The organism is Acinetobacter lwoffii, assembly GCF_049367455.1.
GTDB classification, from domain to species: domain Bacteria; phylum Pseudomonadota; class Gammaproteobacteria; order Pseudomonadales; family Moraxellaceae; genus Acinetobacter; species Acinetobacter lwoffii_W.
This window is the reverse complement of sequence record NZ_JBMPXW010000001.1, coordinates 694,185-720,716: the sequence shown is the minus strand read 5'-3', so window position 1 is coordinate 720,716 and position 26,532 is coordinate 694,185. Positions and strand designations below refer to the sequence as shown.

Genomic DNA, 26,532 nt, shown 5'->3' with positions numbered 1-26,532 from the left:
ATGTCAGTTTTTTGCAGCAAAACGTTATCGCAGGGTATTGGATAACGCTTTTTTTCTGGCTGGTTCGAGCCATTTAGCCATCAGCCAGGCAAAGACTATTATGCCGAACATACTCGTAAGCAAGGCTAAAACTGCTCCACCCAGACCATAGCCTAAAGTTGCCGGAATACAGCCCAAAATAAATAAAAGTAAGGGGAAATGGGTGACATACAAGGTATAGGAAAAGTCTGCGGATTGAACCCAGACCGCATGATAATGACTGCGTTGATACTGGAGCTGTACCAGCCAGCAGCTAAAGGCCAGACCCACACAGAAATTAAAAGGGGTGAAATTCGCAGCGCGGTATTGCTGGGTTTCATCGATCATCTGAAACTGGTAAGCATCAAAACAGGCAATTAGAAATGCCAAGCCGAATAGGGCTAATTTGACCGATTGTAAGCGGTTTAAAAAACGTAGCTGGATATATTGAAATGAACAGGCAAAGGCACTAAGCCAGACCAGAAAATAAATAAAAAACTGGATGTTCAGTAATGACAGTATAGCCAGAACTATAAAAAATCCGATTTTGGCGATTTCCGAATTTTTTAAAAAAGGTAGGAATCCGGCCAGCACATAAAACCACACTTCATAGCTCAGGCTCCAGAGCGCAGCATTGGCTGAAACCGTTGGTGTTACAAAGCCATTCAAAAATAGCAGCGAACCAATAAATTCCATCATGTCTACACTATAGTCAGTCCGGATCATCATGCCAAAACTGTGTTGAAAAGCATGAGTATGACTGGCAAATAATAGTGGAGCAAGCAGATATAAAAGCAGCGTCAACCCCATGGCAAACAGAAAGGGTGGTAAAATTCTGCTGCAACGCTGTCGGGCATAACGGTGCAGATTGAACTGACCATGCTGATGAATGTTGTGCTGAATCGAATAGCCGATCAGATAGCCACTTAAGGCAAAGAAAATCATGACTGCAGCCTGCCCAAGCAGGCGTATCCATGAATAAATGCTGGTATCGAAAGGCGCAATAAATGCCTGAAAGCAGTGACTGAATAACACCACAATGGCACTGATACCCCGTAGGCTCTCAAGCTGTAGGCTGAAATAGTGCGAGAGCGTATTCGGGGCAGTGTTCATGATCCTTAGCCTATAATCTGAATGGTACTTGCACCTGCACCAACCGGTTTGACCTGAATCTGTACCGGAATACGTTCATGCATTTCCTGCACATGCGAGATTAATACAACTTTACGACCCTGACTTTGTAAATGATCCAGTGCATTCATCACCATATGTAACGAAGCAGGATCTAGCGTACCAAAACCTTCATCAATAAACAGTGATTCCAGTTTCATGGAGCCGGAGGCCATATTGGCAATCGCCAAAGCCAAAGCCAATGAAACCAGGAAGGTTTCACCACCCGATAGGGACAGCACAGGGCGGACTTCACTATTCATGTCCAGATCAATAATCGCCAGACTCAGGCTATCCGGAATACGGTGTAACTGATAGCGGGGTGCCAACGGTTGCAACTGCTGATTTGCATATTCCACCAGAATATCCAGATGATGTTCCTGGGCAATTTTCTGGAATTTGGTACCTTCCTTATGTCCGATCAGGTCGTAAATACGACCCCAACGGTATTCTTCGGCTTTGATCTGCTCAATTTGCTGCTGATATTTGGCATAGGTGTTTTGATTATTGGCATTCATACGCAGTTTGGCATCAGTTTCATTGAGCACTTCCTGCTGCATTATTTTTTCCTGATGCAGCATGCCAAGTTTTTGTTCAATTTCCTCAAATTCATGTTCTGGCTGTAGTTTTAAATGGGCCTGATATTGTTCTTCAAGTAATTGCCAGGCTGTTCTGGCATTTTCGAGTGCCTGTTTCTGGTTGGCCAGATTCTGACGAATGCGTTGATGGTTGCTCAGATCAATACTGAGCCATTGTTCAATTTGAGCTGCCGTCACTTGAGGATGTGCTGCTTGCCATGCCTGAATATCTTGCTGATATTGAGCCAATTGCTGATCGATCTGCTGAAGTTGGCTGATAAATTCTTGCAGTTTTAAGTGGGTTTGATGCCACTGTTTTTCGGCCTGCGCCGTGCATTGACGCTGTTGTTCTAAAGTCTGCTCTAAGGTCTTGGCTTGTAGCTCTAGTGCATTGCGCCATTCTGCAGCGACACGGTAGACTTGTCCTGCATGTTCTTGGGTCAGTTCAGCCAGTTGTTGACGCAGGTCTTTGCCTTGCTGAATCAACTGCTCTACAGACTGGCTCAATTGAGCAAAATTTTGCTGTTCCAATTGTAGTTGATACTGGCTCTTTTCCAATATCTGCTGCTGTTGATGCAGGTCAGATTCCAGCTGCTTTTGTACTGCCAAGTGCTGCATGCGGTGCTCTACTTGTCGTTGCAACTGAGGTAAGCAGAGCATAGGTGGCTGCGACTGGTACTGCTCGGGCAGTATGCTTAAAACTGGGTGTATCAGCTGGTCGAGTTGCTGACGTTGCTGTAGAGCCAGTTGTAATTGGTGCAATTGCTGTTGTTGTTGACGCCATTGTTGTAATTGTTGCTGGAGCTGTTGTTCCTGCTGTTGTGATAGTTCTAGCTGCTGGACCAGACTTTGAGTGTGATTCGCCAGTAACTGGATGAATGTAGGAAGATCATTGTGCTGCTCGGTAACCACTTCCAGTTTAAGTAGTTGAGATTTACAGTCAGCAGAGGATTGTTGAATCTGGTTTTGCAGGATCTGGCAACGCTGTTGCTGTTGCTCAATTACTGTTTGTGCTTTAGACATTTCAATGCGTTGCTGCTGCTGAGATTGCAGTTGCTGATCGAGCTGCTGTTTTGCCTGCCGTAACTGTTGCTCCTGTAGCTGGTTCAGGCTCTGTTCCAGATGTTCATGGACGGCATCGACAAAAGGATGGGCTGGGCTTCCACAGACCATGCATGGCTCATCCGGTTTTAACTGGCCACGAAGATCCTGCACACTTTGCGCATGCAATAAACGTTGCTGGGCAAGTATTTGTTCCAGGTGTTCATAGGCCTGTTGTTCAGCCTGAATCTGCTGATGTAGTGCCTGTTCGGCCTCTTGCTGCATTTTTAGTTGCTGCTGTTGGCTATTTACAGCAGATTGCAGTTGTTCAAATTCTTGTGATTGTTGAACGATTTGTTGTACCTGCTGTTGCAGCAGGTCGAGCTGACGCTGTTCCGCTTGGCGTTGCTGACGCATTTCCTGAATGGTTTTGAGATGCTCTTCTAGCTGTTCCAGACTATGATGCTGTTGTATCCACTGGTTCAGATTTCCTGAAAGTACTGTAACGGTTTTTTCCAGTTCAGGTAAAGGCTGCTTCAGGCTGTCCGGATTCTGTTGCTGCAGTTGCTGATACTGACGCATAAAGTCTTGTATGCGTTGCAAGGTACTTTGCGGCTCCAGATCGAACACATTTAAAAAGCCAGATTCAGCCAATTGTTGTGCAACCTTTTCTTGCCGAGCTTGTAGCTGATTCAAAGTCTGTTGTTGCTGTCGCAGTTGTTCTTCTAAAGGCTGTAGACGAAGGGTTTGAAACTGGCTTTGCTCTGCATGCAGTTTTTTGTACCGCTCTGATACCGTATCAATTGCATGATCCAGCCTTAAACCTGCCTCCAGATGCGGTTTCAGGTTTGCCAAGTGTTGCTGAAACTGGTGCTGCTGTTGTTGTAAGGCTGTAAGTTTGGCTTCTTCTGCTACAAAGCTCTGTTTGAGCGTTTCAAATTCCAGCGTAAATTGGGTGTGCTGGTGCTGAATCTGCTCTTTTTGAGGGGCTAGACGGGTACGACTCACAAACTGATCCCGAATCGACTGGAATTCATCCAGCTGCTCCAGTAGCTGTTGCTGTCCTGCAGATTTATTTACTGCATCTTGCTGTACTTCGTAGACTTCTTTTTTGGCATGGACTTCTGCATAGAGTTTATGTCGGTCCAGATGCCATTGTTTCTCATTTTCTAGCAGTTTTTCTGATTGCTGCAAATTCTGAAGTTGCAAAGACAAAGAGTTCTGCTGCTGTTGTAAAGCGCTGATGTCTTCTTCAGACAGAATTTCAATATGCCCGATCAGCTTTTCCAGATCGTTGCGCTTGTTTTTGACTTCGCTGAATTTCTCTGCGGCTTTCTGACTAACTAGACTGAAAATCTGCGAATTGGTGAGATATTCCAGTAAATCTGCACGCTCATTATCTTTGGCTTTTAAAAATGCGCCGACTTCCGACTGTGCGAGCAACACTGCGCGGGTAAACTGCTCAAAACTTAAGCCCACCAGTTTTTCAATGAGCGGGGTGACTTCCGATATTTTTTGCGTCAGTGTCGTGTCATCATCCAGACATTTGACGTAGCGGTCTACTTTTAGATTGCCATCGACTTTCTGGCGTGCCCGTTTAATTTCCCAGCGTGCCATATAGCGTTTGCTGTCGAGTGCAATAAATTCCAGTTCGGCAAAACCATGCACGCAGCCACGGCGCAGAATATTCTTGGAATCCTTGATGGAAACATCCTGACCGCCAGCATCTTTCAAGCTGCCTGTCGCACCTTTTAAACGTGGAATTTCATTGTAAAGCGCCAGGCACATGGCATCGAGCAGGGTAGATTTTCCGGCACCAGTTTTGCCGGTGATGGCAATCAGGCCGGCATGAGCCAAAGGACTCGATTCAAAATCAATATGATGGGTGCCGGTGAGGGAGGCCAGATTATGAAGACTTAGACGTAAAATTTTCATGGCCGATCCTAGGCTTGTTGTTTTTGTGCAAGTTCGTGTTGGGCTTCATTCAGTAACTCCTGAAAATCCCGTTGTACCGAGTGATCCTGCTCATAGCCCATTTTTTTCCAGATATTGAAAAATAGCGATTCCGGAGTAGGGGGTGCCAGATCAATTTTAGACTGGCTTGAACTAAGGTCGACCTGTTGCTGGTAAATCCGGCTGATGCGCAGCAGTCGGTAACGGTTAGCAGGTAGGGCCTGTTCTATTTGCTGACGCAGATCTACCGGAGGCGGCGCATCGGTCGTGTATTCCACCTCCAGAAAATGCCGTGCAGAAAGCTGCTCGATTTCTCCGGCAGGCAAGGCCTGAATTGTAGTGATTAAATTTTCCAGCTTTTCACGAATGCGGAACAGCTCGACAGTACGCGGAATGCTTAAGGCATCGTACTGAAAGCGGTTTTCCGGGTTTTGTTCGGGATCAATCCTGACTTCAACTATTTGATGCTTATAATTAATCTCACTAAATGACAGCGGAATTGGGGAGCCACTATAGCGAATATGCGGCTGACCAACCTTTTGTGGTTTATGCAAATGCCCTAGCGCGACATAATCAATCATGTCATCAAACAGCGCCGTCGACAGGGCCTCTTCATTGCCGACAATAATCGGACGTTCAGAGTCGGAGGTCTCACCACCTTGCATGTGCGCATGTGACATTAAAATTAGTGCCTGATGTGGCTGTTTGCGGGCTCTGGCTTCGGCAATCAGTTGTTGATGCAGATAACTGATCGCGTTCTGGTTATTGCTGGTATGTTCATTCAGTCCGGTAATTTCGGCACTGCGTAAATAGGGTAGGGTCAGACACCAGGCGATGATATTTTTATCCCGATCATAAATAGGAATAAGTAGACGATCCAGGTTCAGGGTATTTTCTGCAGTGCGGCCTACGATTCCCACAGCTTTGGCATTAAATTTGGCCAGCAAGGGTTCAACCTGTTCGATCCGGTAACCGGAATCATGATTGCCTGCAATCATTAGGGTTTGCATATGCGGCGCCAAGTCATGAGCATCGGCCAGAAACTGGTACAGCTGTCTTTGCGCACTGGAAGCTGGATTGATCACATCAAAAATATCGCCGGCAATCAGCAGAGCATGCGGCTGCTTTGTTTTAATTTGCTCAAGTAGCCAAGTCAAAAACTGTGCATGTTCAAATTCACGGTCATGGTTATGGAAAAATTGTCCCAGATGCCAATCGGAAGTGTGAAGAAAATGAACTGCCATGTAATGAACCCCAAGATATCTGCCTTGCTACTATAGGAAAAAGCACAGGTAAAAATCTACTTGTAAAACGATATTTCAGTGAATTGTTGGTGATGTTCAAGCTGAATTTATTTTGATCAGTATGGATATTAATGGACGGTTGTATCCAGATCATCAGATATTAAAGGTTCTGCAAGCCCTCAGATTTTAGAAATAGGGATTTTAAAAAATAAAAACCGACGATTCGAGTGATGATGAAATCGTCGGTCAAATTTGTGTTACATGAAGATTTTGGCTGCTATTCAAAATTTCCCTGTACACTGGACTTATTGCTTTAGCTCTAAAGGTCAGCAAAAATTCGTGGATGCCAGTCCAAATTTTTGTACCTTGTACCCTATATAACGTCACCCTGTAGTGGATGGTTGACAATAAAATGAAAAAAAACCTGATTTTTTTTATACTAGCTTGTTGAAGATCACTGAGTCATGCATATGTTGCCGCTAAGTCGTTATTTTATCTGGTTTTTCGTTATATGTTTTATTTTTACCTGTATTTGCGGTGTACTCGCAGCCTTGCTGCCGATGGGCATGGGTGCAGTCTTGACGATTGTTCCGTATCTGGTAGCCATGATTTGGGTGCTTTTTAAATTTTTAAAACAGCAAAAACGTGCCCCGACCCAAGCAGAGCGTAAAAAATTCACCCTCAGGTTTAGCCTGATTTACTGGGGCTATAATTTATTATTTCTCTTGCTCGGTATTGTGATCGCCACCCGTTCCAATCCGAATGCCTGGCAGGACTTTCTGTTGTATCTACAGCAGCCACAATTTATGAGTATTGTGCTGATCATGTTCCTGATGATCGCAATTCCGCTGTATCTGCTGACCTACTGGTTTTATGGCAAGCAGGCCCAGCGTATGGCAGAGAAAATGTTTGGCCATCCACCTCAGTGAGTATAGATGAATCATTGTGTGACGACTGATCTTCATAAATTGATTGAATGATGAAAGATACAAATTCTCCACTACAAAGATCTTCTCGGTTTAAAAAGCTAAAGATGAGTGGCGTATAATTTAAATCAAGAAAATAATAAGGTGAAGAATGACGAATGTATAAACCTGTAGTGCTGTTGACGGGAGCGAGTGGTTTTATTGGCAGTCATCTCGTGCATTTTTTACTGGAACGGGATTATCGGGTGATTGGTCTGACCCGTCAGAAAAATAAACGTGAACCACATCCGGACTTTCATTGGATTAACCAGCTGGATGAATTAAAACAGCATCAGATTGATTATGTGGTCAATCTGGCTGGCGAAAGTATTGGCCAAGGCCGCTGGACGGCAGCGCGTAAAAAGAAATTGCTGAATAGCCGTTTAGATACCACCAGACATTTATTTGATTATTTAGAAAAAAATCAGCTTAGACCGAAACGGATTATTTCAACATCGGCCGTTGGCTATTATGGCATTGACCCCAATGAGCGCTGGGAACAGGTCTGCACGGAGCAAAGTCCGCCACAAGATATTTTTATGTCCGAACTCTGTGCGAAGTGGGAGCAGCTGGCCTTGTCCTATGCTAACCAGAACACCAAGATTGTTCGCTTTGCGGTGGTGTTTGGCAAAGGTGGTGGGATTCTTCCGCAGATGCTATTGCCGATTAAGCTGAATCTGTTCGGGCGGATTGGTCATGGACGTCAGCCAGTGACCTGGGTATATCTAGAGGATGTACTGCGTGCGATTGAATTCTTGATGCTCGATGATACGACCGAGCAGATCTTTAATGTGGTCGCGCCAGAAAAAAGCAGTCAGGCCCAGTTTGCACGAACCGCGGCCCAGATTCTGAAGCGCAAACCCTTATTCCCACTGCCGGCATGCAGCCTGAAAATGATGCTGGGAGAACAGTCACAACTGGTATTGAATGGTCAGTATGTACAGCCCAAAGCCTTGCAGGAGGCCGGATTCCAGTTTCATTATCCAACCCTGAAAGAGGCGCTGGATAATATCCTAAAGCACTAAGCGACTGGGCTCTAATAAACGGACAGGATCATAAGGAGCTGGATCAACGATTGGCATTTGTTTAAGGATGAGTTGAGCGAGTAGTTTGCCTGATGCCGGCCCCATGCATAAACCATTCCGGAAATGTCCAAAATTGGCCCAGGCATTGTGTAGCTTGGGAATTTTGCCAATATAGGGAATACCATCGGGTGAGCTGGGTCTTAATCCGGCCCATTGCTTGACCAGCGGAAAATCTGCCAGTTCCGGTACCATCTCGATACACGCCTGTAAAATATCCTGCCGGATTTCGCTAGAAGGCGAGGTGTCAAAACCGACCTGACGCATACTGGAACCACATAAAACATGTCCATCCTGACGTGGAATCAGGTACATCACCTTATGCATGCACATGGTCGGCAGCCAGTTTTCTGGCGTTTTAAACAGCAGCATCTGGCCCTGAACCGGCTGTACCGGAATTTCCAAACCAAGTTGCTGTGACCAGTGTTGCGACCATGCTCCGGTTGTGAACACATATTGATCTGCCTGAAAAACCTGGCTATGTTCATCTGAGATACTTTTTACACAGCCTTGCTGAATATTGAGCCGAGTGATTTTACAGTCTTCTTGCCAGGTGACACGAGGATGCTGCTTCAAATAGTGAATGATCGACTGTAATAACCGTGGATTACGGATATTCGCCAGTTCAGGGAAATAAATCGCCTGCTTGAATTTGCTCTGATTAATTCTTGGATTGATCTGTTGCAGTTTAGCCTGATCAAGCAATTCTGCCTGTTGCTGCGGATCCTGATGTGTTTTGGCATAACTTAAACCGATTTCAAAATCGGATTCATCAAAAATCAGCATACCTGTTTCATGAATCTGGAAATCGATGCCAGTGAAAGGTTGCAGTTTTTGATTCCAGTTCTGATACATGGGTTTGGCATGTCGAGCCAGAGCATTTACAGCAGCGGGATAACGCCACGGATACATCGGGGAAAGGATTCCTCCTCCAGCCCAGGATGCAGCCTGTCCGGCGGCCTGTTGATCAAAAAGGGTAACAGAACATCCCTGTTCAAGCAGTTCCAGCGCCGACATCAAACCGGTGATGCCAGCGCCGACAATGGCAATATGCATTGCGCCGAAATCCTTTTACTTCATGTCTTTCAGTTTAAGCGCAGCTTCTTCAGCAAAATAGGTCCAGATACCATCTGCACCGGCACGACGACAGCTCATCAATGATTCTAAAATGACGCTATCAGATAACCAGCCATTTTGAATTGCCGCAGCCAGCATCGCGTATTCGCCACTGACCTGATAGACAAAGGTTGGTACGCCAAAAGTGTCTTTGACTTCGCGGACGATATCCAGATAAGGCATGCCCGGTTTAACAATCACCATGTCTGCACCTTCCTGAATATCCAGCGCAATTTCATGCAGGGCTTCAGCACGGTTACCGACATCCATCTGGTAATTGTATTTATTGCCGCCTTTTAAATTGCTGGCAGAACCGACTGCATCACGGAACGGACCATAGAAACTTGATGCATATTTGGCTGAATAGGCCATGATGGAGGTATAGATATGACCATTTTTTTCAAAGGCCTGACGAATCGCACCGATCCGGCCATCCATCATGTCACTTGGAGCAAACACATCTGCACCGGCTTCGGCATGGCTCAAGCCCTGTTTAATCAGGCACTCGACCGTTTCATCATTTAAGACATAACCGTTCTCATCAATAATGCCATCCTGACCATGTGTGGTATACGGGTCTAATGCGCCGTCAGTAATCAGCACCATTTCTGGCAGTTCTTTTTTCAATAAACGCAAGGTGTTTTGTACCAGACCATCTTCACGCCACGCAGCTTCTGCAGTCAGGCTTTTATCTTCTTGTGGGGTGACGGGGAATAGCGCCAGTTTATTGACACCGAGTTCCAGCAGACGTTCTGATTTTTTTAACAACAAGTCCGCTGACAGGCGCTGGATATTCGGCATACTTGGAATATCTTGGGTCTGGTTTTGTCCTGGCAGGACAAATACTGGATAAATGAGATGATCTGCCGCGAGATGGGTTTCACGAACCATCGAACGTAAATGTTCATTTTTACGAATACGACGCATGCGAGTTGCAGGAAATGCGGGACGATTGAACGTATAAGTCATAAAAATCTCAGTAATCAGTATTAAACTAGGCCTCTATTGTAGCCCTAACTCAAATTTTTGGGCATAAATTAGCGGTTTTTATTGTGGTGGATTCGGGCAGAGTGATGAGTAAGACAGAGAGAAACTGGACAGGTAATATACATCCGGGCTCGAAAGTGGATATTGATGTAGTCCTGAACCAGCTGGTACATGCTTTTAATAGCTCTCCTTTTTTTAACTATAACGGCATGACCATGCGGGTGGTCGAGGGCCAGATTGAGGCCTATGTTGAAATGCAGGATTTCATGATTGGTAATGTGGCTTTCCAGATTCTGCATGGCGGTCTGGCTGCAACTGTACTGGATAGTGTCGGTGGTATTGTGGCTATGGGCGAACTGTATAAAAAAGCCGAACCGGAAACCATTGCCGAGACTATTAAAAAGGTATCGCGTCTGGCGACGGTCGATATGCGGGTGGATTATCTGGCGCCTGGACGTGGCAAATATTTTATTGCACGTGCAGAAACCTTACGTTTGGGGCGTAAGGGCTGCACCATGCGCATGACCATGGTCAATGATGAAGATAAAGCGATTGCAACAGCGATTGCGTCTTATGCCTATTAATGAAATCGTGAATTGAGAAAGTTAAAAAGCACTGTTTAACAGTGCTTTTTTTATAATGATCAAATATGAACCTAGAGGATTTAGAGATCAGATTTAGCCCGTTTCAAGGCATTTTGCCATTTGGCTAAATGCATTTCTTTTTCGTCATTTTGCATTTTGGGTTCAAAAGCACGGTCCAGCTGCCAGGACTGGGAAATTTCATCCAGGTTTGAAAATACGCCAGCTTTTAATCCGGCCATAGCGGCCGCGCCCCAAGCAGTAGCTTCCAGCATTTTCGGACGCAGTACCGGTACATTCAGAATATCGGCCTGAAATTGCATCAGCATGTCATTGCTGCTGGCACCACCATCAACCCGCAGTTCTTTAAGGGGATGTGCAATATCAGATTGCATCGCACTGAGCACATCCGATACCTGAAAGGCGATTGATTCTAATGCGGCACGAGCGATATGCGCTTTGGTCGTACCGCGTGACATGCCACAGAGTAAGGCACGTGCTTCACTATCCCAATGCGGCGCGCCCAGTCCGGTAAATGCGGGAACCAGAACCACGCCGTCACTATGCTCGACCTGATGCGCCAGTTTTTCCACATCACTGCTTTTTTGAATAATTCCGAGGCCATCGCGTAACCATTGCACTACAGCACCAGCCATAAATACGCTGCCTTCGAGCGCATAGGTAGTTTGGCCCTGGGCTTGCCAGGCGAGAGTAGAAAGCAGCTTGTTCTGGCTAAGCTGAATGTTATGTCCGGTATTGAACAGCATAAAGCAGCCAGTACCATAGGTGTTTTTAGCACTGCCCACCTCAAAACAGGACTGGCCAAAGAGTGCAGACTGCTGATCCCCCAAAATTCCGGTAATGGGAATATTGGCCCCCAGTAAGCCAGAAGCCGTGTCAGCGACATAACAGTCAGAAGAGATAATTTTCGGTAAGACCGAAACCGGGATATTAAACAGCTCGAGTAGCTCTTCATCCCACGATTGTTGCTGCAGATTCATTAACATGGTACGAGAAGCGTTACTGGCTTCAATGACGTGCTCTGCACCTTGGGTCAGATTCCAGATCAGCCAGCTATCGATAGTGCCAAATGCCACATGGCCCTGTTCAGCAAGTGCCCGTACCCCCTCGACATGCTCTAAAAACCAGACCAGTTTTCCCGCACTAAAATAAGGATCAATCCGTAGGCCGGTTTTTTGCTGAATTTTGGACATCAGGCCTTGTTCAATCAGCCGGTTACACCAGTCAGATGTACGACGGTCCTGCCAGACGATTGCCGGAGCGAGCGGTTTGCCGTTTCGACGATCCCAGACTACGGTCGTTTCGCGCTGGTTAGTCAGGCCAAGGGCTTTAATATCTTTTGCCAGAATACCTGCAGTCGCCAAAGCTTGTTGTACCACGGCAATCTGTGAGCTCCAGATTTCTTGAGCATCCTGTTCCACCCAGCCCGAATGTGGGGTGTGGATATGCGCTTCACGTTGAGCCGTTGCCTGAACTTGTCCATGTTCATTAAAAATAATGGCCCGACTTGACGTAGTTCCCTGATCTAGTGCCAGTAAATAGCTCATAATTTTTCTGTTATTTGGCTTGAAAAGTAAAATATTAGCGCAATAATGTAATTAAGCGCATCAAGTTGTGTAAATGTTCAGAAAATACATCGTAATTTTTGACATTTATGCTATGATTGCCTTGTACTTTGGGGGTGTTTCTGGCTTCGACGCTGGTGATGAAACTCATAGATGCATGCCGAGAGCGCATTTTCTCTCGTAAATCAAATTTGCATTTTTTAGTCGCAAACGACGAATCATACGCTCTAGCTGCCTAAGGGCAGCTTGTCCGCCTCTCCGAATACTTGTGGTTAGAGAGTCCGACTGAAGCGCACGCACACAAGTCCGTATAAAGCCAAGCCTCGGGGCTTTGTACTAAATTAAGAGGATCGCGATTTGTACCCTGTTCGTCGGGTCACAAAGAGTTAAAACAATAGACGATATCTAAGCATGTAGTATTCTCGAGTGTAGTGCTGGCGGACGCGGGTTCAACTCCCGCCACCTCCACCAAAATTCTTTCCGAAGTAATCCATCGGAATCTAAAAAAGCCTTTAAACTCAATGTTTAAAGGCTTTTTTTTATGCCTGTTTGTCCGATATTGTCTGATCCTATTTGACCCCATATTTGCTCTTTGCGGGTAAATATTGGGAAAATTTACCCAGAAATTAATACATCAATTATGGGTAATCGACATGCCACTTACAGATACTGAATGCAGAAAAGCACAGCCGAAAGATAAACAGTATCGTCTTTCGGATTTACATGGTTTATCCCTCATCATTACCACCAAAGGTCAAAAATATTGGAATGTACGCGTCACTGTCCATGGTGAACGTAAGTCTGAATCGCTTGGCCCATATCCAGATTTAAGCTTAAAAAAGGCAAGGGAGCTTGCATATGAGCTTAAGCATCGATACTCACGTTCAGTATTGCATGAAGACTTAAAGCCCTATTTCGAAGAAGTTGCAGAAGATTGGTTTAATAATCAAAAAGAAACCTGGTCATCCAAACACATCAGTAATGTTCGAGCTTCATTGGATGAGCTTTATATTGCTCTTGCTAATAAGCGTATTAATCAGATTCAGGCACCTGAGATTCTGCAGATCATTAAGAAGATTGAAGCTAGAGGCTCGCTTGAAATTGCAAAACGGACCTTATCTCGTTGCGGCATGGTCATGAAGTACGCCATTGCGCATGGCTATCGCTATGACAATCCGGCAGGTGATTTAGTCTACGCCCTCAAGAATAAAAGGGTCAAAAACCTGGCTTCGCTTTCTGCCTCTGAGATGCCTGAATTTCTTAGACGTATTAAGGCTTATCCTGCCGATGCTCAAACACATCATGCCATTGTCCTGATTATGCTGACAGGCGTTCGGGTCAGTGAGTTACTACAAGCACGCTGGGAAGAATTTGATCTGGAGGGGCGTAAGTGGGATATCCCTGAAGAGCGGATGAAGAACCGACTTTCACATCGTGTGCCGTTGACGGACATGATGATTGCCGAGCTTCAGGCTTTGAGACTTACCCATAATCAGGAACTGCTATTTCCCCATCGTTTAAATAACAAAGAACCTATGCGTAGCGAGTCTATTTTGGCTGTGATCAAGCGTTCGGGCTATGCAGGTCGGATGACCACACATGGTTTTAGATCGCTATTTAGTACAGTCGTAAACGAATCGAATCTGTTTAATCCAGATGCCATTGAACGCCAGCTTGCTCATGTGCCTCAAAATAGAATTCGTTCGGCATATAACCGAGCGCAATATTGGGATGAGCGGGTGAGATTGATGCAGTGGTATGGGGAGCAGGTAGAAGGATGGATGGCTCAGTATTGAGCCTTTCCTTTCTAGTTACTTATAGTCTTTATATTCTTCATATTCCTTATTAATCAATTTTTCTAGAAGTTCTGATTCAGAAATATTGTAAAGCTCTGCTAATTCTTTCAATCGAACTTTTGTATTTTTTCTTAAGGGTAAGTGAAATTTCTTTTTGAGATTATCCTTATTTTTTAATCTAAAAACATTTTGCTGCCATGCTTTTTTAAGTTTATTTAAATCATTAATATACTTTTCTCTATTATGAATATAAAGATCGTCAAAATAAGCATAGATATAATTCTCATGTAACTTTTCTTTTTCAAAAAGAAATTGAGGGAAAACATTGTATTCAAAATTTTTATCAATATAGCTTTTGCTCCACTCTATAAAATCTTTATTCTTAATGTATTTGTTTAGATTTATTTTTTCTTTTATTATTTTATCAAAATCAGAAATATATTCTTCCAAGTCTAGATTTTTTTGAATGATATTGTGTGTTATTTCGGGTTTTAAATAAATCAAAGCTAAAATAAAAATTCTAGGATTATTAATGTTTTTATGAACTTTATGATTGTTGTTTTGTCTAAGTATTTTAGGGTTGTGGGCGGATTTGTGTATTATATTATTATTAATTTGACTTGATGTTTCTGAGTTTTTTAATTTTTTAAATGTACTTTCTCTAATAAAAATAGGTATATCGTAGTCTTGGGTGAATCTATTAATTAAGAACCAACATAATCTGTCATCCTTTAGGTGTAGATTAATATCTATATTTAAAATATATTCTTTCTGTTCTTTATGACAATTCTTAATAAAGATATTTATTTCTTCTTCTTCAAGTTTAGATAAAGTTGTTTTTATATAATCAAATAAATATTCATAAGAATATTTTTCATTATAAAAATTGAAAAAATCACGAGGGGTGTAATTATTAGTGCTAGCCACTTTCCAAGCTATCCATACATACTCATGCTCTTTAAAACCTCTTAAAAGTTTGTCAATCAAAAGCCCTTTACGGATATTGTGATTTACTGAAGTTAAGCCCATTTTTATTAATTACCTGTAGTATTTCTTGTAGTATTTATACTAATATTTTCTCTAGTATTTTTCAATACTGAAGTCACCTTGAATGCTTAAAAATATTAGCTTATGGACATTTTTATTAGCTATTAATTAGGTTTTAGCTTAACTCTAGCTTTTTTGAGACTCGATCCTACATGAATTTAAGCGTAGAGCAGGGAGGAAAAGTTTTTCATGTGGAGAATAGGTACTGTACTACAGGAGGAATTTGGACTCCCTAACGCTTTGGTTATTAATCTAATCGTTTATTAGGTAACACTTTATTGTAAAGTAAACGTATATATATACTGAATTCCCTATCTCTTATGTAACTGTCACACACATAGGTTTAAACATGAGAGTTTCAATTAATCAGGAAAGACTTACACTTGAGATTGAGAGCTTTTTAAAACGTTTAAAAAGAGAACGTAAAAAATGGGATGGATTCTATTCACAACTTACAAATCTGTTATTAGGCTTTAATGATATTTATGATCCCGATGATGAATACACAGGTTATCTTAAATTCTTTGTAATTCTGAGATATGACTTACAGAGAATAGACTCTGGTTATTTTGAACTTATGGATGAGTTAAAGATAATTGGGTATAGAGAGATGAGAGCGTGGTTTTTAGATTTATCTGAGGATTTTGAAAAAGATTATAAGATGATCGAAAAACAGAAAGATGAAAATAAAATTGAAGTGCAGGAATATTGTGAGTCAATAATTGGTAAATATAGCCGAATATTAGTTGCTCGGATGGACTTGGGTTATTTACAAGAACATTCTAGTCGCATCAGAGTTGAAGATATTTATAATGATTTGGATATACTGCTTAATCGTATCCAAAATAAAGATGGCATATTTAAACATGTGATTGGATATATATGGGGAGTGGAGCAAGGCGGTAAAAGTAAAGGTTTTCACTGTCACTTAGCAATCATTTATGATAATGCCTATCGTGATGGAAGCGCAGCATATTGGGGGGATGAAATAATCGCGCTATGGAAGGATATTACTAGAGGTTATGGTCAAGGATATAATTGCTGGAACCGTGAACGTGTAGCGAAACTTAGAAGAGAGAATAAGCTGGGGATCGGTGTGATCTATCGTCGTGATTCAACCCAAGTGACAAATTTCATTGAGGCAATGGAATACCTTACTGATCATCACAAACGTACTCTTCAATACTTACGTGTAAAGCCAAAAGGACGAAGAGTATTTGGTAAAGGTCAGTTAAGAGTGCCGTATGATCGACGCTAAATGAAAATAATCTCAGATATACATTATCTAGATGAAAACGAGTTTTTTAACTTTGCAAGGCTTGCCAATCGGCGAGCCTTTGTCATTTCTAGAGGTATATATTATGAGTTTAAATTGTCCTTATTGCTTATCGGATCAGATCATTCAGGTTGTTAATCAGCAGGTGAGTGGTTCTGATTCTACAGGTCTAGCAGCATCAGCTTCGTTCGCAACCATCGGTGCATCCATTTCAAAGGGTTTACCTTTGCCTGTATCACCACTGCTTGGCGGGCTTGCAGGTGCGGTCATTGGTGGTCTATTTAGCAGCATGTTTGATGAGCCGAAAAAGCCAATCACTATGACCTACTATCACTGTAATCAATGTCAGCAGAACTTCCGCTAACAACCTAGGAGATAAAAACGATGGCACATCAAATCGAACAAATCGCCTACGTTGGCGAAACCCCTTGGCATGGTCTGGGTAATCAACTCAGTCCGAACCAACCACTCGAAGTTTGGGCACAGCAAGCTGGGATGGACTGGCGGATAGAATCCTCGAACGTCAGCTATATGGCACAGAATGAACGTGGTCAGAGCATTATCATGCCATATGAAGAACAGCGAGTGTTGTATCGTTCAGATACACATGCGCCTTTATCTGTAGTCAGTCAACGCTATCAAGAAGTGCAACCGAAACAGATCTTAGAGTTTTATCGTGATTTGACTGAACAATCAGGATTTGAGCTAGAAACTGCAGGGGTTTTGAAAGGTGGGAAGAAGTTCTGGGCTTTGGCACGTACCGGACAAAGTACCGCTTTAAAGTCTAAGGATGTTAGTAATGGTTATATTCTGCTGGCTACTGCGTGTGACGGCACGTTGGCAACGACAGCACAATTCACAAGTATCCGGGTGGTCTGTAACAACACCTTAGCCATTGCCCTACGTGGGCAGAGCAGTAGTGCTGGTGTAGTGAAGGTTCCACATAGTACCAAGTTTGATGCAGAGAAAGTGAAGCAGCAATTAGGTATTTCAGTGCGTGCATGGGATGAGCACATGTATGAGATGAAACAGCTCACACAGCGTAAGGTGAGTCAACAGGAAGCCAAGGCTTACTTTGATGCCGTGTTCAATAACAGCACCATGTCAATTTCTGATCCTGAAGAAAACATCATTCAGTTCTATCGTAATGTCGCGCAGCAAGCTCAGGAGAAAAAGCCTGAACCGAATGGTCGTGCCATGAATAAAGCTTTAGAGATGTTTAATGGGCAAGGACGTGGTGCTGACCTGTCATCCGCCAAAGGCACTGCTTATGGCTTACTGTGTTCCATCACAGAATTTGTGGATCATGAACGACGTGCCATGAGTACCGATCATCGTTTGGACTCAGCATGGTTTGGTGCAGGTGCTAGTGTGAAACAACGAGGATTGGAGCAAGCGCTTGCTTTGATCGCCTGAAATTAACTAACTCACTTATGCCGAAATTAATTCACCCCAAACAAATGCTCATCAGAGCACTCATGTAACCCCTTTCAATTAATAAGCATGCATATCGCCATACCCGACCTCGTGTCGGGTATGGCTTTTTTATGCATTTCTTTTACAGAGATCAGAATTAATAAGGATCATTCCATGAATCAAATTGTACCTATTTCCCATCAGCCTACGACTGTAGGATCTAAGATCGTAGTCAATCCAACCATTACTACCAAACGCTCAACAGCAGCCAAACGACTGGTCAACACCAAAGGGATGGAATATCAGGACTGGCTCAAAGTTCGTAAACAAGGTATCGGTAGCAGTGATGCCGCGACTGCCTGTGGTCTCAATCCCTATATGTCGATGCTGGAACTCTGGCTAATCAAAACTGGACGACAGGCTCAATCCATAGAAGATGAAAGCTCAGGTGTAGCACCGCTGTATTGGGGTAAGCAGCTGGAACCTTTGGTGGCAGAGTTCTATAGCATGCACACCCATAACAAGGTGCGACGGATCAATGCAGTACTTCAGCATCCTGATCCCGATAAATACTTTATGTTAGCCAATCTGGATTACAGCGTGGTCGGCAGTGATGACGTTCAGATCCTAGAATGTAAAACAGCAGGTGAGCATGGAGCAAAATTGTGGCGTGATGGTGTGCCTTTATATGTGCTATGTCAGGTGCAACATCAACTGGCCGTAACTGGTAAACAGGCAGCGCATGTTTGTGTCTTGATCTGTGGGCATGAAACCAAGATCTTCAAAGTGACACGATCAGAATCGGTGATTGAACATATTGTTCAAGCAGAACGATATTTCTGGGAATGCGTGGAAAAGGATACACCACCATCAGTCGATGCCAGTGAATCCGCAGCTAAAGCGATTCAACAACTTTATCCAGCGCATGTACCTTTAACCGTAGAGGATCTTTCGCAAAATGAAAATGCCAATTTTATGTTTGATCAGTTCATCAAAATGAAAGAAGAGATTCAGCACAAGCAGGAACGCTTTGACCAGCTTAAACATGAAATTCAGATGATGATGCAAGACAAGGAAAGGGCTGTCTTTGCTCATGGCTCAGTAGTCTGGAAGAAAGCCAAGGATTCCATCAGCCTCAATACTAAGGCATTGCTTCAGCACCAGCCTGAACTGATCGACCTTTATCCACTTCAAAAGCAGGGCAGTCGTCGATTCAACATCTATACCGACTAAGTCCTATTTACACAGCACCAAATCAAAAATTCACAAAAATCGCTCCCCGCTCTCTACCCTTCGGTAGAGAGCAAATCGGTCGCGATTTCTGTAGCACTTTATCTGGCTCTACATTCTTTGGGTAACTTATTTGGTCCTTGTTCCGACCTACATACATAGACCCAAATTTGTAAGGTAATACATTAAGGAATATCAACATGATTAAAGGTTTAGCAATTACTCCACCAATTCTGGGGCGTATCAGTATCGGTCGTATGATCGAAAAGAATGGCAAGCGATTGCCTGAAAAGGATGACCAGTTCACCATTACTTCCCAGATTCAAAGCAAAGAAGGCTGGGTTAAACATCCATTAGATGATCAGCTTCGAGCCAATACTCCCAATCAAAAGTTGCGCTCAATCCCGGTCAGAATGATCTTTAATGATCCTGATTTAAACCTGCGTGCAGAATACAGCCTGTTTGACCGACAGACTGGAAGACCTATCTGTGTCGGTAATGGAGAAACCTGCCAGCGTTTAACCAATCAAGGCGTGGAGCAACTTCCCTGTCCATCCCCTGATTTGTGTCCATTGGCTCAAGGAGGGAACTGCAAGCCCTATGGGCGTTTGCATGTGAACTTAGATGAATCGGATGAGTTTGGCACATTCATCTTTAGAACCACGGGCTTTAACAGTATCCGGACTTTGGCTGCACGGTTGAGTTATTACCATGCGGCATCAAATGGCCTGTTGTCATGCCTCCCATTGCAACTGATATTGCGGGGCAAGAGTACGACACAGAGTTACCGTCAGCCAGTCTATTACGTGGATCTAACTTTAAGAGATGGGATTAGCTTGAATGAAGCCATTATGCAAGCGAAGCAAATTGATGAACAGAGTAAACAGGCGGGATTTTATCAGGAGGCTGTGGACTTTACCGCAAGGAAGGGTTTTGCCAATGCACGGTTTGAAATGGATATAGAGGAAGGTTTGGATATGGTTGAGCAGTTTTATCAGCCTGTTGAAGGTCAGCAGATCGAAGAGACTCAGACTGCATTGGATATTCAACAGGGATTGAAAGGATCTGTGAAGGCTTTGAATTAAATCAGACAAGGTAAAACCTTACGAGATTGCCGTATCTCATGAGCGAGTTGCTCGAAATCATGAGATAGGAGTAAACATCATGAATGCATTTGTAGGTCAAACTTTTCAAATGAATCAACTGATCAGTATCAAGCAAGTCATGGAATTTGTTGGAGTGGGGCGTTCTACTATCTATGAGATGATGGATGAAAACTCACCTTATTACGATCCTTCATTCCCAAAGAAAGTTAAAATTACTCAAAATCGTATCGGCTGGTCAGCTTATGAGATCCATCAATGGATTGAAAGTAAGTTGGCGAATCGAGAGTAAGGGACGCTCTTAGCTCCCTTATTTTTTTGTTTTCTTGTAGACTGAAAGTGTCTTTTAGCCTAAGTGTCCGTAATGAAAACAATAGAATATTACAATAAGCATGCAGAAGAATTTACAGCTTCAACGTTTGAAGTTGATATGGAAAGCCTATACCAGCCTTTTTTAGTATTTTTACCTGAATCAGCGAAAATCTTAGATGTAGGTTGCGGGACAGGGCGCGATACTTTAGCTTTTAAGAATAAAGGCTATCACGTTGATGCAATCGACTACTCAGAAGAACTTGTTAAAAAGGCGACGGAACTTACTGGTATTCAAGTGAAGTACCAAAGCTTTTATGACTTAAGTGAAGTGGCTGTTTATGACGCTATTTGGGCATGTGCATCTCTGCTTCATTGTGAGCGCAATCGATTAGCTGAAGTTCTTCAAAAAACGCTTCGGGCGTTAAAGCCTCATGGCGTAATCTATATGTCATTTAAATATGGGGATTCAGACCGAGAGAAAGATGGTCGAGAATTTACCGATTTGAATGAACAGCAAGCACAGGAACTATTAGCTCAATTTGATCAGGTCAGCTTGGTTCAACAATGGATTACGGTTGATAAGAGACCTGATCGAGAGGAAGAGTGGTTAAACTTGCTTTGGAAGAAAAATGATTAATTGCATTCCGACAGCTCAAGAGCAACTTAAATTCCTTAAAAATATCCAACTGATTTTGCAGTCAGGTAGCTTTAGCAGTACCTATAAGTTTGCCTTGCTGATAAGCCTTAGTCGATTGGCGATTGAAAAAGGTGAGGATAGTGGCGAGCAATTGGTGCTTGAGTACAGTGACATTGCTGAGAAGTTTATCGAACTGTATTGGAAACAGGCTGTGCCATATACTTTCAATGACGAAGGGCAACTGATCTTAAATCAAAATAATGGTAAGCAAGCAGCAATCGTCAATCAAATTATTGAGCTAAGACAGATTTATTCATCTCTTGGATTATTGAGACGAAATTCCGTTGTTTGGTCCAAGTTGGTTAAAGATGTGGCTCGTACCGTAAAAGAGATGCCGGTACGTTATCTGCAAAATATCAATGGTCAAAATTTTGAGTTTTTATATCAATTTGAGCAATCTAAGCAACAGCTGACTTTACTACCCCAAGCCATGTTTTGTTTATTCAACAGGTCAAAGCCAATAAATATAGCTTACACTGTGCCGAATATTTTGATGTGCATATTGAAGTTGAGCAGTTAGATCTTGAGCATGAGCTAGCGATTTTGAATGAAAAGCAATTTCAGTATTTGAGTGTGAAGGATGAATTTAATCAGCTCTTAAACAACATTTGAATGAGTAATCTTACTTAAATAAAAGTTACTCATACCACTGAATTTAGATTTAAACATTTGAAACAGATTTCAGGTGTCAGAGCGGAGTCATGATGAATCAGCTCTCACCCAAACGAATAAATTGAGGCAATATGAACATCTCTTTAATTGAAAAAGACTTATGGGAAGCGGCAGATGACCTGCGTGCAAACTCGAAATTAACTGCAACAGAATATGCACAACCAATTTTAGGTATCATTTTCTTATCGCATGCAACTTCACGTTTTTACTCGTTAAAAAAAGAATTGTTGCAAGATCATCAAATGGCAAGTTATCAAAAACTTGTTGATGAAAACAAAATGCCAGCAGAGGCATTTGAAAAGCAACTCGAGATTGCTTTTAAGGCACGCAGTGCTTTGTATTTGAATCCAGAGCAACGCTTTGATTATTTAGCAAACTTACCAAAAGGCCATAACTTGGGTGCTGAACTTGATGCCATTATGGAATCAATCGAAACTCAAAACCCAATTTTAAAAGGTGTTTTACCGAAGACCTATCAGCATTTTGAAGAAGATTTGTTAGAGCGAGTTGTGCGTATTTTTAACCGAGATACGTTATTAAATGCAGAAGGTGATGTGTTTGGTAAAATTTATGAATATTTCTTAAATAAGTTCGCTCAGTCTGGTGCTCAGGAAGGGGGTGAATTTTTCACACCGCCATCATTAGTACGTACCATCGTTAATTTTATTGAGCCTGATCATGGTTTAGTGATTGACCCTGCGGTGGGTTCGGCTGGGATGTTTATTCAAACAACACATTTCCAAGAGCAAAATAACACGCATAATCCGATGCAGTTTGTAGGTCAGGAAAAAACCGAAAATAACCAAAAGCTCGCCATTATGAACATGGTTGTACATGGTTTAGATGCCTCTAACATTGTAGAAGGCAACTCTTTTTATAGTGCATTGCCAGACTATATTGGTCAGTGTGATTTTGTTATGGCAAACCCTCCGTTTAACGTGGATGCGGTGGATGCAAGTAAATGTAAGAACGACGTTTATGTTGTGCCACAGCAGGAAGAAGGTAAGCCTGAACCAACAGCTCTAGAAATTGCTCAAGCTGCAATTGCGCAAAAGAAACGCTTGCCCTTTGGTTTGCCAGGGGTGACTTCTAAGTCTGGTGGTAAGCGCAATGATGGCAATGATGCTAAAAATGAGCAGGTTTCAAATGCAAATAGCTTGTGGATTCAATATTTTTATAGCTATTTAAACGAGACTGGTCGTGCTGGTTTTGTTATGCCATCAAGTGCATCAGATGCAGGTGGACGTGACAAAGAAATTCGTCAAAAATTAGTCGAAACTGGTCATGTTGATATTATGGTGTCGATTGGGCCAAAGTTCTTCTATACCCGTTCTTTGCCATGTGCGCTTTGGTTTTTTGATAAATCAAAACCTGAAAGCCGTAAAGATAAAGTATTGATGCTGGATGCACGTAATGTATTTACTGTGGTATCTGCGAAATCACATATTTTCAGTCAGTCACAATTAGAAGCTTTAAATGCGATTGTTTGGTTATATCGTGAAGAGCATGACAAGTATCAAAACTTGCTACGTCGTTATATCACTAACATGCTCGAAACCATTGAGCAGATGCCAGTGGTTTATAAAGACTATTTAAGCTCATCTAAAACTATTGTTGATTACGTGGCCAAATTTGCGACCAATACATCAATTGATGTTTTAAATAAGCTTTCAAAGAAAGAACAAGAGTCTGAAGATAAACCAACGCCAATTACAGCGGAGCAACTTGCATCTTTAAAAGCATCTGCTTTAAAAGTGCAGCAATTTCTTGCATCAGAGTTAGCTGAAAATGCCAAGATTGCCCTGCTTGAGGCTTTACCAAGTGTGGCTGAATTACGCCAAAAACTTGAAGATGCTCAAGACCATGCTTCAATCATTACGGTATTTAATGCACTGCAAAATGCTTTAAGTCAAACTCAAGCTGTATTTGATCAATTAAGTTCAACGAAAGCTGAAGCTTTGGCATTAGTTGCACTCGCTGAAAGCTTGTATGCCAAGAAAGATAAAAAACAATGGGCAAACAAAGATATTGCTGCATTGTTTAATGGTTTAAATGCCTCAGCGGAAGGTGAGCCTGAAACTGTTCAAGATCAAGTACAAACTTTGGAAAAAACCTTAGCAGATCGTATTGCTGATATGACTTGGTTGAATGAGCGTTTCCCAGAAGGTGTGTATGCTGATGTGGCTGGCTTATGTAAGTTGGCTTCACAGGAAGATATTAAAGCTCAGGATTATTCTTTAACAGCTGGACGTTATGTTGGTATTGAGCTTCAAGAGGATTTAGGTAACTTTAAAGAAGAGTCCAAAAAACTTTTAGATGATTTGATTGTTTTAGATAAAGTATCAATTGAGCTGAGTTCAAAAATTCAAAAAATGCTAAGTGAGGTTTTAGCATGAATGAATTTGTGAAATTATCTGACCTATGTATTTTAATTACTAAAGGCAGTACACCCACTACATATGGTTATAGTTTTAAAAATGAAGGTATCCCATTTATTAAAGCAGAAGCATTAAATGGAGATGTATCTTTAGATGTTAAGGGTTTCTCTTATATAGATGATGAAACTCATAATTTTTTAAAGAGATCCAAAATTTATCCAAATGATATTTTGATGACAATTGCTGGTGCGAATATTGGGAAAACTGGTTTTGTTAGAGAAAATATTAGTGAGGCTAATACGAACCAGGCTGTCGCAATCATTAGGCTTGATAAGGAAAAAATTTGTCCTCAATTTTATTATTATTACTTTAAGCAGAAGACTTTTTTTAAATTTGTCCAAAGTTTAAATGCTCAAGCAGCACAGCCTAATAAGTTGTCATTAAAAAGTAAACATGTATTCTTTTCCGAATTGGTTTGATACTTTCTCCACCCATTGCTCTATTTTGTCAGCTGTCATGACTTGAAAATCTCGCCAATAATATTTCATCTGCTTCCATACCATCTCGATTCGATTTAACTCAGGGCTATAAGCTGGAATAAAATACAGATTCGTCGAAAAGTTAGTTTTAAGTAGCTCTCTGTAATCAGCCATCTTTTTACTTCTATGAATCGAGGCATTATCAACAATAAGAACCAATGGAAGGTTATATGTCTGTTTTACTCGTTGAGCTATTCCAGTTAAATAGGCATAAAACCAAGTACTTGTCACTGACTCTTGTAAACAGCTTGTCACCAGTTTCCCCGTTGAAAGCAAACACCCCATGACATTAACTCGTTTTAATCTTATTGCATCAACCGCATGAACATCACCTATCTTTGTCCACGCATAGCGGTTATCAGGTGTAGATGAAAATCCTGTTTCATCAACATAACCTAATATAATTTCACCACGTGCCGCTTGCTCTCGTAATTCTTCAATCTGCTGTGTTGCTTGTTCAAATGCAATCGGATCTCTTTTTTTTCAAGCTATGACGGGTACGCTTGAAGACCATACCTGAATCACGTAAAAACTTACGAATGGTTTCAACAGACACGGACACTTCGTATTCTTCATGTAGTTTGACTCGGATTTGTTCTGCATTGAGTGGACTTGTATTGACCCAATCTAGGATTTTCGCCTGATAGTCTGAGATCAATGTATTGGGTCGACCTGAGCGATGACCTTCTTTAATCGATTCAAGCTCATACAATTCCCAACGTCGGCGTTGTAGCCTTATGGTTTCTGGGATACGTTCTTGTAGAGTGGCAACTTCCGCAACACTTTTACCTTCGGAAAGCCAGAGAATAGTTTGGGCACGTTGCCTTTCACGCCAATGTTTTGCATGCTTGACCAGAAAAATGAGTCGTTCTCGCTGTTCTAAACTAAGTGGTACAGAAACAATTCTAGGCATGTGTGAACATCTGTTAACTAAAAAAACCTTTTCGCATCATTAGTTATTTTTGTCAACTTATCAATTTAAAAATGATAGGTGATTTTTTAGTTCCAAAGTTAGAAATTGATAGTCAATTAAAAGTCGTTTCTATTTTGGGTACAATTGATGACCTATACTTATGTAATCTGGATCGGATTACAAAATCCAAGCAAATAATTTTAAACCTTTATCAAGAATGGTTCATCAACTTTAAATTCCCAAACCATGAGCAGGTTGAGTTTGTTGATGGTATTCCTGAAGGGTGGGAATATAACGAGCTGATAGAATTATTTGTTCTACAACGTGGATTTGATCTGTCTAATTCTAAACGTATATTAGGGGATGTCCCTATTTATGCATCTACTGGAATTGTAGGTTATCACAATGAAAATAAAGTATTAGAGAAAACTGTAATTACAGGGCGATCAGGTTCTTTAGGGGAAGTTATGATAACTAATGGCCCATCATGGCCACTAAATACAACACTCTGGGTGAAAGAGTTTAAAAAATTTACTCCTGAGATGGCTTATTTTACGTTGAAAAATCTAGAATTAGAAAGCTTCAATGCAGGTGCAGCGGTACCAACGCTTAACCGTAATGATGTACATAAAGTTAAGATTCTCACACCTACTAAAGAGATCATTAATGAATTCTCAAAATTAGCAAGTCAAATATTTGATCAAATTCATTTGCTAAAATTGAAAAATGAAAAGTTAGTAGAGTTAAAAGAAACCTTATTACCTCGACTTATGTCAGGTGAAATCGATGTTTCCAAACTTTCAAGTATTGAATAAACCTTAGAAAAACCTGC

22 protein-coding genes, 1 other RNA gene and 2 pseudogenes are annotated in these 26,532 nt (G+C 42.0%); 16 read left to right on the top strand and 9 right to left on the bottom strand.

All coding sequences use genetic code 11. The features are described 5' to 3' along the window. Positions 1 to 24 precede the first annotated feature (24 nt). From ACO1B7_RS03525 to ACO1B7_RS03515, 3 genes are read right to left on the bottom strand one after another with little or no spacing between them, the layout of a single operon-like run. Positions 25 to 1,131 (bottom strand): acyltransferase family protein, encoded by a 1,107-nt coding sequence (locus ACO1B7_RS03525; protein ID WP_004279281.1) that lies wholly within the window; start codon positions 1,129 to 1,131, stop codon positions 25 to 27. Positions 1,132 to 1,136: 5 nt separating this feature from the next. Then, entirely contained in the window at positions 1,137 to 4,742 is a 3,606-nt protein-coding gene (locus tag ACO1B7_RS03520) for an AAA family ATPase (protein WP_004279282.1), read from the bottom strand. 8 nt (positions 4,743 to 4,750) lie between these two features. Then, positions 4,751 to 6,004 carry an exonuclease SbcCD subunit D gene (locus tag ACO1B7_RS03515; protein WP_004279283.1) on the bottom strand — a complete coding sequence of 418 codons (1,254 nt, stop codon included), beginning with the start codon at positions 6,002 to 6,004 and terminating at the stop codon, positions 4,751 to 4,753. Positions 6,005 to 6,474: 470 nt separating this feature from the next. Between ACO1B7_RS03515 and ACO1B7_RS03510 the strand changes: the two genes are divergently transcribed. After that, positions 6,475 to 6,933, top strand: coding sequence for an ABZJ_00895 family protein (locus tag ACO1B7_RS03510; RefSeq protein WP_039901996.1), 459 nt, complete (start codon positions 6,475 to 6,477; stop codon positions 6,931 to 6,933). Between the two features lie 155 nt (positions 6,934 to 7,088). Then, a complete protein-coding gene (locus ACO1B7_RS03505) occupies positions 7,089 to 7,994 on the top strand; it encodes a TIGR01777 family oxidoreductase (RefSeq protein ID WP_004279286.1) in 906 nt (301 codons plus the stop codon). Here ACO1B7_RS03505 and thiO read toward each other — a convergent pair. Both thiO and hemB read right to left on the bottom strand, forming a co-directional pair. Beyond that, positions 7,983 to 9,107 (bottom strand): glycine oxidase ThiO, encoded by a 1,125-nt coding sequence (gene thiO / locus ACO1B7_RS03500; protein ID WP_004279287.1) that lies wholly within the window; start codon positions 9,105 to 9,107, stop codon positions 7,983 to 7,985. The genes ACO1B7_RS03505 and thiO overlap by 12 nt on opposite strands. A gap of 15 nt (positions 9,108 to 9,122) precedes the next feature. Beyond that, positions 9,123 to 10,136 carry a porphobilinogen synthase gene (hemB, locus tag ACO1B7_RS03495; protein WP_004279288.1) on the bottom strand — a complete coding sequence of 338 codons (1,014 nt, stop codon included), beginning with the start codon at positions 10,134 to 10,136 and terminating at the stop codon, positions 9,123 to 9,125. A 104-nt stretch (positions 10,137 to 10,240) separates the two neighbouring features. Between hemB and ACO1B7_RS03490 the strand changes: the two genes are divergently transcribed. Then, positions 10,241 to 10,738 (top strand): thioesterase family protein, encoded by a 498-nt coding sequence (locus ACO1B7_RS03490; RefSeq protein ID WP_004279290.1) that lies wholly within the window; start codon positions 10,241 to 10,243, stop codon positions 10,736 to 10,738. 80 nt (positions 10,739 to 10,818) lie between these two features. Here the strand turns inward: ACO1B7_RS03490 and glpK are convergent, their stop codons facing one another. Next, positions 10,819 to 12,303, bottom strand: a complete 1,485-nt coding sequence (gene glpK / locus ACO1B7_RS03485; protein ID WP_004279291.1) for a glycerol kinase GlpK — start codon at positions 12,301 to 12,303, stop codon at positions 10,819 to 10,821. A 130-nt stretch (positions 12,304 to 12,433) separates the two neighbouring features. On the opposite strand from glpK, the gene ssrA reads away from it, so the two are divergent. After that, positions 12,434 to 12,792, top strand: a transfer-messenger RNA (tmRNA) gene (gene ssrA, locus ACO1B7_RS03480). 182 nt (positions 12,793 to 12,974) lie between these two features. Beyond that, positions 12,975 to 14,117, top strand: coding sequence for a tyrosine-type recombinase/integrase (locus tag ACO1B7_RS03475; protein ID WP_005027452.1), 1,143 nt, complete (start codon positions 12,975 to 12,977; stop codon positions 14,115 to 14,117). Between the two features lie 15 nt (positions 14,118 to 14,132). Here ACO1B7_RS03475 and ACO1B7_RS03470 read toward each other — a convergent pair whose 3' ends face one another. Further along, entirely contained in the window at positions 14,133 to 15,146 is a 1,014-nt protein-coding gene (locus ACO1B7_RS03470) for a hypothetical protein (protein ID WP_423089821.1), read from the bottom strand. 367 nt (positions 15,147 to 15,513) lie between these two features. Here ACO1B7_RS03470 and ACO1B7_RS03465 point away from each other — a divergent pair, with 367 nt between their 5' ends. From ACO1B7_RS03465 to ACO1B7_RS03420, 10 genes and pseudogenes are all read left to right on the top strand, one after another. Continuing rightward, complete coding sequence (locus tag ACO1B7_RS03465) at positions 15,514 to 16,422, top strand: YagK/YfjJ domain-containing protein (protein WP_423089820.1); 909 nt, start codon at positions 15,514 to 15,516, stop codon at positions 16,420 to 16,422. Positions 16,423 to 16,525: 103 nt separating this feature from the next. Next, positions 16,526 to 16,804, top strand: coding sequence for a hypothetical protein (locus ACO1B7_RS03460; protein ID WP_423089819.1), 279 nt, complete (start codon positions 16,526 to 16,528; stop codon positions 16,802 to 16,804). A 20-nt stretch (positions 16,805 to 16,824) separates the two neighbouring features. Then, complete coding sequence (locus ACO1B7_RS03455; RefSeq protein WP_423089818.1) at positions 16,825 to 17,856, top strand: DUF932 domain-containing protein; 1,032 nt, start codon at positions 16,825 to 16,827, stop codon at positions 17,854 to 17,856. A 174-nt stretch (positions 17,857 to 18,030) separates the two neighbouring features. Beyond that, on the top strand, positions 18,031 to 19,089 hold the full coding sequence (locus ACO1B7_RS03450; protein ID WP_423089817.1) for a YqaJ viral recombinase family nuclease: 1,059 nt from the start codon (positions 18,031 to 18,033) through the stop codon (positions 19,087 to 19,089). Between the two features lie 197 nt (positions 19,090 to 19,286). Further along, positions 19,287 to 20,073 (top strand): annotated as a pseudogene (locus ACO1B7_RS03445) (recombination directionality factor); the annotation flags it as partial. A gap of 177 nt (positions 20,074 to 20,250) precedes the next feature. After that, positions 20,251 to 20,481, top strand: a complete 231-nt coding sequence (locus ACO1B7_RS03440) for a helix-turn-helix transcriptional regulator (protein ID WP_005027433.1) — start codon at positions 20,251 to 20,253, stop codon at positions 20,479 to 20,481. Between the two features lie 72 nt (positions 20,482 to 20,553). Next, on the top strand, positions 20,554 to 21,138 hold the full coding sequence (locus ACO1B7_RS03435; protein WP_131382614.1) for a class I SAM-dependent methyltransferase: 585 nt from the start codon (positions 20,554 to 20,556) through the stop codon (positions 21,136 to 21,138). Continuing rightward, a pseudogene (locus ACO1B7_RS03430) lies at positions 21,131 to 21,640 on the top strand (HNH endonuclease); the annotation flags it as partial. The gene ACO1B7_RS03435 and the pseudogene ACO1B7_RS03430, both read left to right, overlap by 8 nt. A 301-nt stretch (positions 21,641 to 21,941) precedes the next feature. Then, on the top strand, positions 21,942 to 24,266 hold the full coding sequence (locus ACO1B7_RS03425; protein WP_423089816.1) for a type I restriction-modification system subunit M: 2,325 nt from the start codon (positions 21,942 to 21,944) through the stop codon (positions 24,264 to 24,266). Next, entirely contained in the window at positions 24,263 to 24,727 is a 465-nt protein-coding gene (locus ACO1B7_RS03420) for a restriction endonuclease subunit S (RefSeq protein ID WP_423089815.1), read from the top strand. Before ACO1B7_RS03425 ends, ACO1B7_RS03420 begins: the two co-directional genes overlap by 4 nt. Here ACO1B7_RS03420 and ACO1B7_RS03415 read toward each other — a convergent pair. Both ACO1B7_RS03415 and ACO1B7_RS03410 read right to left on the bottom strand, forming a co-directional pair. Next, positions 24,689 to 25,228 carry an IS630 family transposase gene (locus tag ACO1B7_RS03415; protein ID WP_228761479.1) on the bottom strand — a complete coding sequence of 180 codons (540 nt, stop codon included), beginning with the start codon at positions 25,226 to 25,228 and terminating at the stop codon, positions 24,689 to 24,691. The two genes, ACO1B7_RS03420 and ACO1B7_RS03415, sit on opposite strands and share 39 nt — an antisense overlap. Positions 25,229 to 25,244: 16 nt before the next feature. Further along, positions 25,245 to 25,700 (bottom strand): helix-turn-helix domain-containing protein, encoded by a 456-nt coding sequence (locus ACO1B7_RS03410; protein ID WP_004730277.1) that lies wholly within the window; start codon positions 25,698 to 25,700, stop codon positions 25,245 to 25,247. Positions 25,701 to 25,771: 71 nt separating this feature from the next. Between ACO1B7_RS03410 and ACO1B7_RS03405 the strand changes: the two genes are divergently transcribed. After that, positions 25,772 to 26,515, top strand: coding sequence for a restriction endonuclease subunit S (locus tag ACO1B7_RS03405; protein WP_423089814.1), 744 nt, complete (start codon positions 25,772 to 25,774; stop codon positions 26,513 to 26,515). The last annotated feature ends 17 nt before the right edge of the window (positions 26,516 to 26,532 follow it).